This is a genomic window from Streptomyces sp. NPDC006430, from assembly GCF_040612395.1.
GTDB lineage: Bacteria > Actinomycetota > Actinomycetes > Streptomycetales > Streptomycetaceae > Streptomyces.
This window is the reverse complement of the sequence record NZ_JBEXQA010000034.1, coordinates 1-13,772: the sequence shown is the minus strand read 5'-3', so window position 1 is coordinate 13,772 and position 13,772 is coordinate 1. Positions and strand designations below refer to the sequence as shown.

13 protein-coding genes are annotated in these 13,772 nt (G+C 71.3%); 6 read left to right on the top strand and 7 right to left on the bottom strand.

Going from position 1 to position 13,772, the window contains the following annotated elements; all coding sequences use genetic code 11:
* Nucleotides 1-225: a hypothetical protein gene (locus ABZZ20_RS31155; protein WP_356875381.1), complete on the bottom strand. Its 225-nt coding sequence runs from the start codon at nucleotides 223-225 to the stop codon at nucleotides 1-3.
* Between the two features lie 493 nt (nucleotides 226-718).
* The gene (locus ABZZ20_RS31150; protein WP_356875379.1) at nucleotides 719-1,438 is read right to left on the bottom strand and encodes a hypothetical protein; all 720 of its coding nucleotides are present in this window, start codon (nucleotides 1,436-1,438) and stop codon (nucleotides 719-721) included.
* Nucleotides 1,439-1,900: 462 nt separating this feature from the next.
* Between ABZZ20_RS31150 and ABZZ20_RS31145 the strand changes: the two genes are divergently transcribed.
* On the top strand, nucleotides 1,901-2,455 hold the full coding sequence (locus ABZZ20_RS31145; protein ID WP_356875377.1) for a GNAT family N-acetyltransferase: 555 nt from the start codon (nucleotides 1,901-1,903) through the stop codon (nucleotides 2,453-2,455).
* A 598-nt stretch (nucleotides 2,456-3,053) separates the two neighbouring features.
* Here the strand turns inward: ABZZ20_RS31145 and ABZZ20_RS31140 are convergent.
* A complete protein-coding gene (locus ABZZ20_RS31140) occupies nucleotides 3,054-3,479 on the bottom strand; it encodes a hypothetical protein (protein WP_356875375.1) in 426 nt (141 codons plus the stop codon).
* Between the two features lie 559 nt (nucleotides 3,480-4,038).
* Between ABZZ20_RS31140 and ABZZ20_RS31135 the strand changes: the two genes are divergently transcribed.
* Nucleotides 4,039-4,545 carry a SigE family RNA polymerase sigma factor gene (locus tag ABZZ20_RS31135; RefSeq protein WP_356875373.1) on the top strand — a complete coding sequence of 169 codons (507 nt, stop codon included), beginning with the start codon at nucleotides 4,039-4,041 and terminating at the stop codon, nucleotides 4,543-4,545.
* A 63-nt stretch (nucleotides 4,546-4,608) separates the two neighbouring features.
* Nucleotides 4,609-5,412, top strand: coding sequence for a hypothetical protein (locus ABZZ20_RS31130; RefSeq protein WP_356875371.1), 804 nt, complete (start codon nucleotides 4,609-4,611; stop codon nucleotides 5,410-5,412).
* A 138-nt stretch (nucleotides 5,413-5,550) separates the two neighbouring features.
* On the opposite strand, the gene ABZZ20_RS31125 is transcribed toward ABZZ20_RS31130, so the two are convergent.
* On the bottom strand, nucleotides 5,551-5,910 hold the full coding sequence (locus ABZZ20_RS31125) for a DUF6223 family protein (protein ID WP_356875369.1): 360 nt from the start codon (nucleotides 5,908-5,910) through the stop codon (nucleotides 5,551-5,553).
* A 507-nt stretch (nucleotides 5,911-6,417) separates the two neighbouring features.
* On the opposite strand from ABZZ20_RS31125, the gene ABZZ20_RS31120 reads away from it, so the two are divergent.
* Genes ABZZ20_RS31120 through ABZZ20_RS31110 form a run of 3 tightly spaced genes read left to right on the top strand, consistent with a single transcriptional unit; the run spans nucleotide 6,418 to nucleotide 9,234 of the window.
* A complete protein-coding gene (locus ABZZ20_RS31120) occupies nucleotides 6,418-6,723 on the top strand; it encodes a FeoA family protein (RefSeq protein ID WP_356875367.1) in 306 nt (101 codons plus the stop codon).
* Entirely contained in the window at nucleotides 6,720-8,669 is a 1,950-nt protein-coding gene (locus ABZZ20_RS31115; RefSeq protein WP_356875365.1) for a ferrous iron transporter B, read from the top strand. Before ABZZ20_RS31120 ends, ABZZ20_RS31115 begins: the two co-directional genes overlap by 4 nt.
* 7 nt (nucleotides 8,670-8,676) lie before the next feature.
* Complete coding sequence (locus ABZZ20_RS31110) at nucleotides 8,677-9,234, top strand: NifU family protein (RefSeq protein ID WP_356875363.1); 558 nt, start codon at nucleotides 8,677-8,679, stop codon at nucleotides 9,232-9,234.
* A gap of 699 nt (nucleotides 9,235-9,933) precedes the next feature.
* Here ABZZ20_RS31110 and ABZZ20_RS31105 read toward each other — a convergent pair.
* From ABZZ20_RS31105 to ABZZ20_RS31095, 3 genes are read right to left on the bottom strand one after another with little or no spacing between them, the layout of a single operon-like run.
* Entirely contained in the window at nucleotides 9,934-11,106 is a 1,173-nt protein-coding gene (locus ABZZ20_RS31105) for a GNAT family N-acetyltransferase (RefSeq protein ID WP_356875361.1), read from the bottom strand.
* Nucleotides 11,103-12,404: an ATP-grasp domain-containing protein gene (locus tag ABZZ20_RS31100; protein WP_356875359.1), complete on the bottom strand. Its 1,302-nt coding sequence runs from the start codon at nucleotides 12,402-12,404 to the stop codon at nucleotides 11,103-11,105. Before ABZZ20_RS31100 ends, ABZZ20_RS31105 begins: the two co-directional genes overlap by 4 nt.
* Nucleotides 12,401-13,642 (bottom strand): MFS transporter, encoded by a 1,242-nt coding sequence (locus ABZZ20_RS31095; RefSeq protein WP_356875357.1) that lies wholly within the window; start codon nucleotides 13,640-13,642, stop codon nucleotides 12,401-12,403. The genes ABZZ20_RS31100 and ABZZ20_RS31095 overlap by 4 nt, the downstream gene beginning before the upstream one ends.
* Between the last annotated feature and the right edge of the window lie 130 nt (nucleotides 13,643-13,772).

The window sequence follows — 13,772 nt, the reverse complement described above, 5'->3', positions numbered from 1 at the left end:
TTAGCGCACGGTTCCGTCCCGCTGCCGTTCCGCGCGCCGGGGCACGCCAGGAAGCGGGATGCGCCCCGTACACCACAGCAGAGCGTCGGACGGGCGGTGCCTGGACGGCACGTCGGGGAAGAGGCGGGCGAGGTTGGCGGCGCTGAGGCCGTCCGGTGGGGCCCAGGACAGGCCGAGGGCGCGGGTGATGCCGTAGGTGCGGACGGCCAGTTCGATGATCCTCATGGCGGCGAAACCGGTGGTGTCGCAGTGCCCCCAGGGCTGCCAGGCGCGTGCTTCGGCAGCCGTGTTGCGGACGGTGGAGGTGAGGAGGGACGCGGCGATCCGGAGGCCGTCCAGGCAGGCGGGGACGGGGGCCTGGGGGTCGAGTGAGACGAAGAGGGTGATGTAGCGGTTGTGGGGGCGGCGATGAGCAGGCCGGCGAGTCGGTCAGGCGGCCGAGGACGAGGTGGTCGAGGGTCTGGCGGCAGGTCCAGTCGAGGGCGTGGGCGGGGCGTGGCCAATCCTGGTCGGACCCCTTGAGGAGGGTGGACAGGCACTCGTCCGGTGGCAGCGGCCAGAAGGTTCGTCCATGGCACGGAGTTAGCGGGAGCCAGCCCGCGACTCCCGTCCTACCGGAGCAACCCCCACAGTCCGAGTACGTCGATGAGGACCGCGTACACGTCGCGAGCCGCTATCGGCGGGGTGCCCGGGCCTGGGCCCGCCGGCCTGAGGCCCGTCAGGGCAGCTGGATCACCACACATGTGGGCCCGCGTTCCGCGCGCGTCTCGCAAACGTCCGACCCGTTGGCGGCCACGGCGTTGATGGCGATGCCCCACGCCCCGGCCGGAATGGTGACCGGTGTGTCGACCTGGTGCTCGATCACGCCCCGGTCATCGGGCCGGAGATTGCTGCGGAAGAAGTCCACCGGCGGCTTCAGAGCTTCCCCGTCCGCATCCACGGCGTACGCGTACACCTCGATGGTGGCCCATGTGTCGACGCCGTCGGCGTGCACGCCGAACCTCAGCCTCGGATCGGACCGGGGCCCCGTGAGGCTGACGTCGATGATGGACGGCCGCCCGTTCCCGCCCGCCGCCTTCGCGGCACCGACCACCGCCACGCTCAGCGCGACCATGTAGAAGATCACTCCGAGGATGAGCACGGCGGTCTCCCACATGTTGCCCCGCCGCGTGGGACGAATCAGCAAGGCCACGATGCTGCAGACGATCGCCAGAATGGCGCAGAGCGACGCCACGTAGATGGGCCACGATTCGTTGTTGAGCGCGACGAAGACGACGTCGCTGGTGAGCCCGAGAGCGGTCATGACGCCCGCTACGGTGACCAGGGCCCCGGCGAGGATCTTGGCGACATCGTCCAGGCGCTTCCCGCGTTTGGCGTGGATTTCGTCGGGCAGCGGGGCGTGTTCCTGCCCATCGCCCGGCCCTCTCAGCCCGCTCATGGAACAGACGCTAGTCGTGGACGCGATCTCAGGCGCCAGGATGTGGGCCGAACAGAGCAACGGCGCCGCGCCTTTCGCGGGGCCGGGGGAGAGAGGCCGGTGCGGTCCCACCCGGTCGCCGTTGTGTCATCGTCCCACTCGGCGTCCCCAGCGCGTCGTGGCCATACCGCCAGCGGTTACCCCTTGCGGGGTGTGCGCGTGGGTGAGCCGGTCCTCTGCGTTCCATCTGGCCGGCGGCGATCTCCTGCACCGAACGCGGCACGCGCAGCGACGTAGATCTGGCAGGATCGGTTCATGTCTGCAGCTCCTTTGCTGGTCAGGGCCCAAGGCTTGTGGCGGGAGCTGGCGTCGATGCCGGTCTCATTCGGTGCTGCAGGCGAGGTCAGAGTCGTCGCCTCTCCCGAGTCAAGGATCTGCCCGCCCGGATGGGCCGGCATCGTGCTCCTGGGTGGAGCGGCCATCGTGACGGCTCCGAGCGAGGAAGCCGGCGCCCGCATTCGCAAGGCCGTGGCTGGACTGCCTGCCGACAAGCTGACAGACCCGGAGGCGGTGGGGCGAGTCGTCCCGATCGGAGCGGTTCTCGGGCCTGCCGCACTCGCTTATGTCGTGGCCGATGACTTCCAACCGGCGCCGCCTGCAAAGCTACGCGTGGAGGAACTGCCCGCCGGTCATGCGGACCTGGACCGCCTCGAACAGGCTGCGGGGGCGGAGGACGCGGGCGAGGCGGGCCTCTCCGAGATCACCTCACCCGCGTTCGTCCTGCGGACCGACGGTCAGGTCGTCGCGGCCGCTGGTTACCGCGAATGGCCGAGCTCGACGGCTCACGTGAGCGTGCTGACTTCGCCTGCTTGGCGCCGGAAGGGCCTTGCCCGCGCGACCGGGTCCGCCGCGGTTCGGCATGCGCTCGCGCAAGACCTTCTGCCCCAATGGCGAGCCCGCGTCCCTGCGTCGAGGAAGGCGGCGATCGCGCTGGGGTTCATCGAGCTCGGCTTCCAGCTCAGTTTCCAGCTGCTCTGATCACCAGATGCGCTCTGCTGGCGAGCGCGGACCAGGCCGCCAGCTACGAGGAGGCCGCGGCGGTGGCCGCCGGCCTGGAGGCGAACGGGCTGGCCGAGCATGTGCCGACACTGCCGCAACGTTCAGCACCCCAGCCCGCACCGTGTCCGTCCGATGCCGTCGGCCCAAGCACTCGGTCGTGCGGGCGAGTGACGGCCTGTCGGGGAGACCTGCGACCATTCGGAGCCCACCGGGCAGTCAGGCGGGTGCCAGACCTCACGGTACTTCCCGCCGGAGCTTCCCGGCCTGGACCACACGGTCGAGTAGCGAACGGCGGCCAAGCCGGGTGGCCCTCGGAACGAGTTGTCGCCGTAGGCGTGCTGCCCGCCGCCGGTCGCGTGGGCGCGACGGGACCCGTAGACAGGAAGGGCAGCCCCCGGTCGAGTCAGACAGGACGGATCCGGGCTGCTGCCGCGCCGTCGGGGCCCGCGCCACCCCGAGGGCGCGGGCCCCGACGAACGCCGACGGAAGGAGCCCATGCGACCTCAGGCTCACCTCTCCGATCGGGCGCCGCAGCCGACCATGGGATCACCCACGATCCAGAGGAAGGAACCCCCGGTCAGCAGCAGTTGGGGAAGTCCCAGGGCAGCCAGCCCGACCCGAGGGCGAGGCGCGTCCTGCTCACGGTGGCACCGTTGCTGTTGCGGAGGTAGATGTCCGTTCGGAAGTTGCCCTGAGACTGATCATCTCTCACGTTGATATCGCTCGCGGCGCGAGCAGAACCGGATGGATCGGGCATGCCCAAGGACACCCATCCAGTCCACTGCTTGTTGACGGTCCAGCGCGTCCACACCGCATAGTCGAGGCCGACTAGGAACTGTTCCTTCTCGCCGTTCGGAAGTGCATGTTTCTTTACGCCGTAATCACAGATGTACTTGCCACCGCCCCCCGCACTGCAGGTGTCGGCTGCCTGAGCCGGTGTGACGGCCACGGCCAGTCCTGCCATGGTGGCGATGGCGACAACGGCAGCCTTTAATTTCTTCAACCTGAGCACCCTGTTCTCTCGATGTGATCCATTCGAGCCAGCCCCTCAGGCCCGGCTCTGACACATCGTCATCCTACTGGTCGCCGGTGAACCGCCCTCGAGTACCCGTGTTCAGGCCGCGCCCCACGCCCGTACGTCATGGAGTCGGCGTTCTGCGACGAGGACAGGAGTCCCTACGGACACCTGCTGCCTGTGGCGCCGGGCGGCCGACCCCGAGTAGAGCACGGAGTGGCTGCCTTGGCTGGCCCAAGCCGCCGGTATCAGTGTCCGCGCGCCGGCGAACTTTGAGCGTGGACGCTCCAAGAGGCCCCAGCGTCGCACCGCACAGCCCAGGCACGCACCAACGACCGTCGCCGCACCATAGTGGCACTGCCACGTGACCTCGGGGGCTTCACCGCGCGCCTGGTCACCGCTGGGCACTGGCACACAGGTGACCCGGACATCCTGATCATCAGTGATGGAGGAGAAGGAGCTCCCGCCCGCGCGACATCCTGACGTCTCACGTAGTCATGAGGGGTATGCACTGGGATCACGAAGCATGCGAACAGGTGGGGACCGAGTGAAATCAGCACAGGAGGATGAGTATCTGGAGTTCGTGGCCGCGAGGACAAAGACGCTCTACCGTTCGGCGTACGCATTCGCGGCCGGCGACACGCATCTTGCCGAGGACCTGGTACAGGAAACCCTCAGCCGGGTGTACGTGCACTGGAAGCGGGTGGCCGGTGCAGACAACCCGGCGGCCTACGCCCAGACGGTTCTGGTCCGCACCTTCCTCAGCCTGCGGCGTCGGCGCAGCACCAGCGAGCGCCCGATCGGGAACCTGCCCGACAGCCCGGAGTCCGGCCCCGACGCCGCACTGCGGATCACCCTGCTGGACGCGCTCGGCCAACTGCCGCCCCGCGACCGGGCGGTGCTGCTGCTGCGCTACTGGGAAGGCCACAGCATCGAGGAGACCGCCCAGATGCTCAGGCTCAGCAGCAGCGCGGTCCGCTCGCAGGGCACCCGGGCACTCGGCAGGCTGCGTGCGCTGCTCGGCGACAGCCTGTCCGATCTGATTCCGCAGTGAGCACCGGTGCCGCAGGTCATGCCGCCGCAACGCCCCCGTCAACGACAGAGAAGTGATGCCACCATGCCGTTCGAAGCAGACTTCGCACATGCCCTGGACCGCACGACGGACTCCCTCGAACCCGACCTCACCGCGCTCCTGAGCGGAGCCGTCCAGCGCGGGCGGAGCCGCCGGCGCCGGCGCAGCGCCGGCGTCCTGGCCGGGGTCGGTGCCTGCGCCGTGATCGCGGCAGGCGGCCTGGTGATCCCTGGCGCGCTCGCCGGGACCCACTCCGCCGGGTCCGACATCGAAACGGTGGCGCTGGCGATGCCCCGTTCCGCGATCACCGGCACCCAGATGGTCCAGGCCCTGGAGGAGACGCTCCCCGGGGGCCGGTTCAGCCAAGTGACCGGACAGAGCAACAACCCCTCGGATCCGTCCGGCGGGTACGTTGCCAACGGTGGACTGGTCGTCGACGACGGGCACGGCGCCGCCTTCGTCGGCGTCTCGGCCGTGCGGCTCAAGCTGCCACTCAGGGACGGCGACGGGCTGAGCTGCGAGCGGACGCCCGCCCGTGCCGCAGGCGACACCTGCACGCTGAGCGAGCTGCCGAGCAGCGCCGCGATTCCCGGCGGGGCCGTGGTGATGTCGGAGCAGAACGCGGCCGAACACCCGGCCCGCGCCGACACCGCCCGCCGCTGGACGGTGACGGTGACGCTGAAGTCGACCGGCGCGCAGCTTCAGCTGGTGCAGTGGAACAGCACCGGCGGCGGCAGCGGCTCCGACACGCCGAAGCCGACCCGTGCTGCTCCCCCGCTCTCCGAGCAGCAGGCGGTGGCCGCACTCACCGGTGCCACCTGGGCGCCGATCCGCGACGCTGTCGCCTGAGCCGTCGGTCACTCGACCTGCTGAGATCTTCGGGATCTGGGTGTACGTGACGCGGCCGTTCTTCACGCTTCGAGATGTCGAGTAACGAAGTGCGGGAGAACGGCCGCAAGCTCAGAAGAACAAAGCCAGTGCGCGGTTTCAGGGTCCGTCCGCCGAGGAACGTCGCGACCAGCCCCACCAGCAGGCCGACGTATGCCCGCCCGGGCCGATACCGGTGCCGAGGCCGCCGTAGGCCGTGGCCGCGACGAGCCCGCCGAGGGCCATGGCGATCAGCCCCACCGACAGGGTTACGACGGCCCCAGGCTGCCAGGAACGGTGCAGGGCCCGCCAGCGGCGACGATGCCGATCAGCCCACCGTGGCCGTGCCAGCACCCGCCCGCCCGGCGCTGACGTGGAAGACGCTGACGGCCATGTCCGCGGGACATGCCGCTGGTCGTCCTCCGGAGCCGGACATTGCGCGGTGCCGCAATCGCGACAGGCGCCTCGGACGTACTGCATGCGCGGTGGCCGACCCGTGTCCCGGCGATCCGCGCCACCTCTGCCAGCAGCACCCAGTCCTGGCGCAGGACCACGGGGTCGAGGCCGACGAGCGGTGAGCGCCGGCCCGCTGTGACGGTGCGCACCGCCCGCCATCCACCAAGGGGCGGACGAGCGGTAGTAGTGCGATGTCTTCGGCGGAGTACAGCGGGGCCGTGGTCCCCACCCTTCCGCTTCTGGTCCACCTCCACCGAGCCGACCGGGAACACCCGCCTCAGGCGCACGACCTGGTCCCAGTCCGTACGGCGGACGCCGAGGCCTACCGCGGCCTGATCCGGCCCCAAGGGGGCGGCTGACCAGCCGATTGGCATGCCCGGCGGCGCGGACGGTGTGCTCGCCGGAGGGTCTTGTGGTCCTGATCGATGGGGCCGTACGGCCCATGTCGGAGGGCTGCCCGCCCCACCCCTCTGTCGCGCAGATTTGGTTAGCCTCGCCTTACTCGACGTTCTGACTGTGAGGAAGACGCAGATGACTGTTCCTAGCGGGGTGTGCGAGGAAGCAGGCGACCGGGGAGCCTCCGTCATGGACGCCGTGCCGCGCACTCTGGCGAATCTGCTCCCCGGTGCCCGCGCCGCGGTGGCGCGGGTCGTCGCGGACACGGCGCCCGCCGTGGTCCGCCGGCTGCATGATCTCGGTTTCACGCCCGGCGCGGTGGTGGAGGCCGTACGCCGGGCGCCGCTGCGTGACCCGGTTCTGTACAGGGTCAAGGACTACGAGGTGTGTCTTCGACGGGCGCAGGCGGCGTATGTACACATCGTCGAGGTGGAGCGGTGACGGCAGGCTGCCACGACACCGGCGGCGCGGACACCACCCTCGTAGCGGCACCGCGGATCGCCCTGGTCGGCGCCCCCAACTCCGGCAAGACCAGCGTCTTCAACGGCCTCACGGGCCTGCGCTCCAGGACCGGCAACTACCCCGGGGTGACCGTGTCCCGCTTCGTCGGGACCGCACGGACGGGTGCCCACCGGTATGTGATCGAGGACCTGCCCGGCACCTACAGCCTGGAGCCGGTCAGCCCCGACGAGCGGATCACCGTCGATGTGCTGGACGGCCGGCTGTCAGGAGCGGACCGCCCGGACGCCCTGCTCGTCGTGGTGGACGCCACCACGCTGCGGCGCTCCCTGGGGTTCGTCGCGCAGGTCCTGACCCGCGGGCTGCCGGCCTGTGTGGTGGTGACGTTCACCGACGAACTAGCCCGACGACAGGGCCTTCTGAACGTCGAAGCGTGTGCGCAGGCGCTCGGCGTGCCGGTGCTGCCTGTGATCGCCCACCGCGGACTGGGCATCGCGCAACTGCGCGAGCAGCTCACCACCTGGCGCACCTGGCCGGCCCCGGCCGTGCCGCCGCCCACCGATCCGGGCGAGCGGGAGGCCTGGGCGGAATCGGTCCTGATGTTCGCCGGCTACCGGCCCCCCGAGCGCCACCGGGTCACCCAGCGCATCGATGCCGTGCTGCTGCACCCGGTGTGGGGGACGGCCGTGTTCTTCGCGGTCATGGCCTTGTTCTTCCAGACCGTGTTCACGGTGGCCGCACCGTTGCAGGGCTGGGTGGAGGCGCTGTTCGCGTGGCTTTCCGGCCTGGTGGACGCGCATGTGGGCAATCGGTGGCTGTCCGGGCTGCTCGGAGACGCCCTCATCTCGGGTGTAGGCGGCGTGCTGGTGTTCGTCCCGCAGATCGTGCTGCTGTTCCTGCTCTTGGCCTTGTTGGAGGGGGTGGGGTATCTGGCCCGGGCGGCGTTCCTGATGGACCGGGTGATGGCCCGCTTCGGCCTGGAGGGCCGGGCCTTCGTAGCGCTGCTGTCGTCGCTCGCCTGCGCGATCCCCGGCATCATGGCCACCCGAACGCTGCCCTCGGCCAGGGACCGCCTGGCCACGATGATGGCCGCACCCTTGATGACCTGCTCGGCCCGCCTGCCGGTATACGTGCTGCTCATCGGCCTGCTCGTCGACCCGTCGGCGAAGCTGGGCCCGTTCGGTGCGCAGGGTATGGTCATGTTCGGCCTGTACCTGCTGGGTGCCGTCTCCGCGATGCTGGCTGCCTGGGCGTTCAAGAAGATCGGCGACCGCCATGCACAGCCGGTGCCATTTTTCATGGAGATGCCGCCCTACCGGCTGCCCGCCCCGCGCGCGGTGCTGGTGGCGATGTGGTCCTCCGCGCGGGCCTTTCTGCAGAAGTGCTCGACGGTCATCGTCGCGACCAGCGTCCTTCTGTGGCTGCTGCTGAACCTGCCGCTGCACTCGGATGCGCAGCTGCGCGGGGCCGGTGTCGACACCACAGACCGCGTCGCCGTGTCCGCCTACGGCATCGACCACAGCTACGCCGCCGGCCTGGGCCGTCTGGTCGCCCCCGTCTTCGATCCGCTGGGCTTCGACTGGCGGATCAACGTCGGCGTGCTGTCGGCCCAAGCCGCCCGGGAGACCTTCGTTGCCACCCTGGGACAGGTCGCCGCGGCCGAGAACCCCGAGCAGCCCGAACAGGCGCTGCGGGCCATGACGTACCCGGACGGGCCCCGGGCCGGGGAGCCGGTGTTCACCGCGCCCACCATCGCCGCTCTGCTCGTCTACTTCGTCTATGCGTTGCAGTGCATGGCCACCGTGGCTGTCCTGCGCCGGGAGACCGGCACCTGGAGATGGCCGCTGACCGCCCTCACCTACCTGACCGTACTGGCCTGGCTGATGGCTTACTTGGCCCGCACGGCCACCGTCCTGTTGGGCGGGTGAGCTGGCCGTGATCCCCGTACACCCGCAGCAGGTGCCGGGCCGGCCCGACCGGGTGCGCTGGGTCATCCCTGCTGGAGTCCTTACCGGCACCGGCCCGCTCGGCCGGGTACCCGCACCGCTGGCCGCTCTGCTGACCGACGGCACACTCGCCCGGATCACCCTGGAGGGCGCGGCCGTCGTGACCGGTCTCGGCGCGGACCGCACCTGGGCCGAAGAGGGCGCCCGTGTGCGTACTGCGCTGCACGCTTCCCTCGACGACCCCGCCGGATGGGTCCCGGTCACCGGCACGTCCCCCAGCGACGACGATGCACGGCTGTCCGACGTGGCCCGGGAGGTCCTCGCCGGGGAGGTGGGTGACTTCGCCCGGTCCCACGGCGGCCGCATCGACCTGGTCGACGTGCACGACGGCATCGTCACCGTCCGCCTCGGCGGCACCTGCCACGGCTGCCCCGCCTCCTGGTTCACGCTGCACCAGCGCCTGGAGCGCGAGCTGCGGAGACGCCACCCCAGCGTGCGGGACGTACGCAACAACACCGTGCCACCGGCGAATCCGTTCGGCCGGTGACACGGCGGATCCGTTCGTCTGGTGAGGCGGCGGATTCATTCGTCCTGCCGGGAGGTGGCGGCCACGTCGGCCGCTGGGCAGCCGCTGTGATCGGCGCGTGTGGAGGACGCACGCAGAGGCCTCGTCACGCGACCCCGGCACCCGGCCCGGCGAGCCGTGCGCGGAATTCCCGGCGAGGGCGAGCAGCAGGGCCCGGTCGACCGCGAGGTCGACACCCAGCTCGGCCGCCCGGCGGCCGTCCCTTCCTTCAGTACGTCGTCCGTGATCGCATTTCTTTCACAGCAGGCTGCTCCAGTACGGCCAGAAAGGGGTCAGGACGGGCAGTGCGATCAACCCGCGCCAGGCGGCGAGCAGCATCCACTGTGTTTCCCGGAGGATCACCGGTCGCGGCCTTGAGCAGACCGATTCGTCGGAGCTACGGTCCGGCGGTCCGGCGATCTGGGGGTACGGCGTTCCGGCGTGCGACGGGAACAGCGGCGGAGACCGGCACACACGCTCCTTTCGCTTCGGACAGGGGGCGGCTGTGCCCTGAGGACGACGCGATCGCCGATGGACGGTTCCACCTGGCGCCCTGGAGGACGCTCCCTCGGCCGGTGCTGTCGGCTACCGGCCGCGGCCCTGGTGACCTCTCTGGCCAGGGCCGCAGTAGCGGCTCGATCAGCGCCCACAAGGCCGGCGCCAAGATCGTGTCACGAGTTCTCAGCGACAATCACCCGCTGCGTCGCGCCTTGAGTCGGCGCACCGCTCGGCGAGCCATGCCAGCCGCTCGTGCAGCCCGGGACGCCGGGCCTTGACGTAGGCGATCTGCCGGCGGGGGGTGCAGCCGCGCGAGAGCTTCGCCCGGTCCGAGCCAGTGGAGTAGTGGATGTGTGAGATCCCCTCGCGCAGCGCGAGCCGCAGCAGCTCGTAGTAGACGAGGCCGAAGTAGAGCGGGATCCTGCCCTGTACGGCGTAGTCGAACCCGGCCTGCCGCGCGTACAGCTCGCCGCGATGCGTGAAAGTGAGGGCGAACCCCGCGAGCTGCCCTTCGACGTGGGCCGTGGTGACCCGGGCCGCGGAGGCGGCGTTGGCGGCGACGCTGCGCAGTACGGCCTTGAACGCGTTGGCGTCAGCCGGCGTGCCGTACTTGGCGTACAGGGCGAGTTCCAGCGGGGCGAGTTCCTCGATCAGCTGCTCGGTGAGCGGCTGCGTACGGTAGCTCACACCGGCGGCGTCCAAGGCGCGCAGCTCGCGGTTCAGTTTGCCCCGACGGCGGGCGTCGAAGCGGGCCAGGTACGCGTCGAAGCCGCCTTGCTCCGGGACGGCGAGGGAATACGCGGTCTGGCCGGGCAGCGCGGCATAACCGCGTCCGTCGAGCACGGCGCGCAGCGGTGCGTCGTCCTCGTCGACGTACAGGAACGATACGGCTTCCAGCTCCGCCTGCCGGGCTTCGTCTTCGGCGGCTTCCACCAGTGCGGCCAGTACCTCCTGCTGCCCGTCCGACCCGAGGTCGCCGGCCAGGCCCACCTTCGTGTGCGAGGGGTTACGGCCGCCGCAGGCCAGGGCGGGCAGCAACTCGGCGGCCCAGGGCGCGCCCTCCCCGGTGGCCTCGCGGTGGATGGTGTCGACGACGCGGCCGGGGCTGCAGAAGACGAACGGTGTGCCGGGGTGCAACGGGTAGCCGGGCAGTACGCCCACGGCCCCGCCGTCCCGGGACGCGGTGAAGTAGTAGGGCGCGGGGTCGGCCGTGGCCTGGGCGTGTCGGAGCCAGGGGCTCGCGGCGTAGAAACCCCGCGGCCCGAGGAGGGCGTCCCACCGCTCCGTGCCCGCCTCGTCCAGGGCTCGGCCCACCACCACGTCGGGCGCTGCGGAACGGGCCGCCGGGGCGGTCATCGCCGGCCGCCGGCCGGCGCGCCAGCGCCGTCGATCACGGGCGTCAGCTGGCCGAGGGCCGCTTCCGCCCGGCGCACCGCGTCGCCAGTGGTATCGCCCACCGCGACGACGTAGCCCAGCAGATCGAGGTTGTTCTCGGCGGGCCGTACGGTGTCGCCGGGGTGCGCCTCCAGGTCGACGTCGACGACGCCGGGGACGCGGCGGGCCAGGTCCGCTCCGCCGATGGAGGTGAGGATGCCGCTCTCTCGCGCGGCCAGGTAGCGGGACGCAGCCGCCCGGCTGCGGGTGGCGGTCAGGTCGGCGGGCTGCGCCGCGTGCAGCCGGACCACCTCGCGCTGGAGGTAGATGCCGGTCGCCTCGCGCATCAGCTGGGTGATCTCGGCGCCGGGCATACGACCGTTGACCTCAACGACGAACGGGCCGTTCGCGGTCATCTTCACCTCGACGTGCGCGGCGCCGAAGTCGTGGCCCACGGCCTCCAACGCACGGCGGGCGAGGTCGACGCACTCCTCGCGCACGGGAGCGCTGAGCATCGAGGGGAAGGTGTCGCCCATCTCCACGAAGTGGGGGTGAGGTCCGAGGGCCTTGTCGGTAACGCCGAGGAAGACGCGCTCGCCTTCCACCAGTACGGACTCGACGCTCACTTCGAAGCCGATCAGGTACTCCTCGACCAGGGCTCCGGGACGCCGGGGCTGACCGCGGAAGTCGGTCGGCTTGGAGCTGATCTCACGGTAGGCGGCCAGGACTTCGTCGGGGGTGCGGCACAGGGTCACGCCGATGCTCGCGGACTCCGTCATCGGCTTGACGACGCACGGGTACCCGAAGCGGTCGGCGGCAGCCAGCGCGTCCTCCTCGCCCACCGCCTGGTGGAAGCCGGGGACGGCGACGCCCGCCGCCGCGCAGGCCTGCCGCATCAGGAGCTTGTCCCGGCAGGTCGCAGCAGCCTTGGGGTCGAGGCCGGGCAGGCCGAGGCGGGCGGCCGCCTCGGCAACGATCGGGATGTTGTAGTCGGTGACCGTCAGCACGCCGCGCAGCCTGCCGTCCGTGCGGAACGGCTCCAGCGCGGCGACGACCGCGTCGACGGAGTTGGTGTCCGTACGCACGATCTCGTCGATGTGCTGGGCGAAGACCTCCTCGGCGAGGCTCACGACGCGGTAGCGGTCGGGGTCATTGCTCACCAGCACGGTGTGGAAGCCGAGTTCGCTGGCGGCGCGCAGGGGGGTCAGCCCGAAGTTGGACAACTGGCTCTCGACGAGGGCGAGTACGCCGGGCCCGGCGGGGTGGGAGGAGGTGGTCATACGAGCTGTTCTCCGTGTTCGGGGTCGGGAGGAGAGGTGGCGGGCCCCGGCGGCTCGGGTACTGCCACAGCCGCGAGGATAGGTCCGCGGGCTGCCAGGCTCACCATCAGGGCGGCCAGGGTGAAGACGGCTGGCAGTGCCAACGCGGCCGTCGCCCCGAGCCGTTCGGCCACGAGGCCCGCCACGGCGGAACCGGTCGCACCACCGACCGCGATAAAACTGCCGATGCCCGCGAAGGCCTGTGTCGCCTTCTCCTGAGCGGTCATGTCGCCGATGAGCTGGAACTCCTCGGCGCCGGCAGGTGCCATCGGCAGTCCGCTCACCAGCAGCAGACCGCCCAGCAGTACGGCCGTCCAGGTGGCGTCGAGCCCGGCCGCGTGGGCGGGGCGGACCAGGGGTAGTAGGGCCAGCGCGAGGGTCAGAACGACCAGCAGCCTCATGTAGCGCCGGTAGGTGGTTCCGCCCCACGCGCGGGCGCCGTACACCAGGCCGCCCAGCACGCTGCCCACGGACTGCACGGCGACGAGGGTACCCGCGAACTCGGCGGCCGAGCCCTGGTCCCGGAGGGCGGCGGTGACGGCGATGGCCAGCGCGGTGGACAGCGCGGCGGTCAGCGCGATGGCGACCAGCACCGATGTTGCCGCGACCCGTCCGGGTCCCCGACGGGGGGCTCCCGCGGACTCGGCGTCCGTGCCGCCGGAGGTGTCGTCGCCTCCGCTACGGCGGCACGCGCCGGCGCGGCGGCGTACGGCGGACGCCTGCCCGTACCCCAGACCCCCGGCGCCCAGCAGCACCGCGGTCACCAGCAGGGCGCTGCCGGCGCCGACGAGGGCGCCGAAGAGCGTGACCGCCGTCGGCCCGAGAACGAACAGCAGCTCGCTCAGGGTCGCTTCGAAGGAGTAGGCGCGCCGCCGTAGCGCCGGGTCCTCGGTGAGGTGAGGCCACAGGGCCCGCATCGAGGCGCCCACCGGTGCGGTGGTCAGTCCTGCGGCGCAGGCACCCCCGAGGAGCACCGGCACCGGCGCCGCCTCGGCCCCGAGCGCCACCGCGATCAGCAGCAGCGCCGCGAGGGGTGCGGTCACACGCAGCACCCGGCTCGGGCCGGCCCGGTCCATGAGCCGTCCGACGACGGGCCCGCCGACGGCGCCGCCCAGCGCGTACCCGGCGCCGGCGCTGCCAGCGACGGCGAGGGAGTGTCCCGCGTGGACCGTCGTCAGGAGCAGCGACAGGGGCACCATCGTGCCGGCCAGGCGCGGGAGCGCGGGGGGGGGGGGGGGCGCGCGCGCGCCCCCGCGCCGCCGGCGGGGCGGGGAGACCGGTTATAACATGAGGTGGGGGCGGGGCGGGGGGCCCGGGGGGGGGGGGCCC

What these genes read in the sequence shown, in the direction of transcription:
- ABZZ20_RS31125 (WP_356875369.1), bottom strand. Translation starts at nt 5,910, where the DNA reads ATGCAGTACGTCCGAGGCGCCTGTCGCGATTGCGGCACCGCGCAATGT.
- ABZZ20_RS31130 (WP_356875371.1), top strand. Translation starts at nt 4,609, where the DNA reads ATGCCGTTCGAAGCAGACTTCGCACATGCCCTGGACCGCACGACGGAC.
- ABZZ20_RS31150 (WP_356875379.1), bottom strand. Translation starts at nt 1,438, where the DNA reads ATGAGCGGGCTGAGAGGGCCGGGCGATGGGCAGGAACACGCCCCGCTG.
- ABZZ20_RS31105 (WP_356875361.1), bottom strand. Translation starts at nt 11,106, where the DNA reads ATGACCGCCCCGGCGGCCCGTTCCGCAGCGCCCGACGTGGTGGTGGGC.
- ABZZ20_RS31095 (WP_356875357.1), bottom strand. Translation starts at nt 13,642, where the DNA reads ATGGTGCCCCTGTCGCTGCTCCTGACGACGGTCCACGCGGGACACTCC.
- ABZZ20_RS31155 (WP_356875381.1), bottom strand. Translation starts at nt 225, where the DNA reads ATGAGGATCATCGAACTGGCCGTCCGCACCTACGGCATCACCCGCGCC.
- ABZZ20_RS31120 (WP_356875367.1), top strand. Translation starts at nt 6,418, where the DNA reads ATGACTGTTCCTAGCGGGGTGTGCGAGGAAGCAGGCGACCGGGGAGCC.
- ABZZ20_RS31100 (WP_356875359.1), bottom strand. Translation starts at nt 12,404, where the DNA reads ATGACCACCTCCTCCCACCCCGCCGGGCCCGGCGTACTCGCCCTCGTC.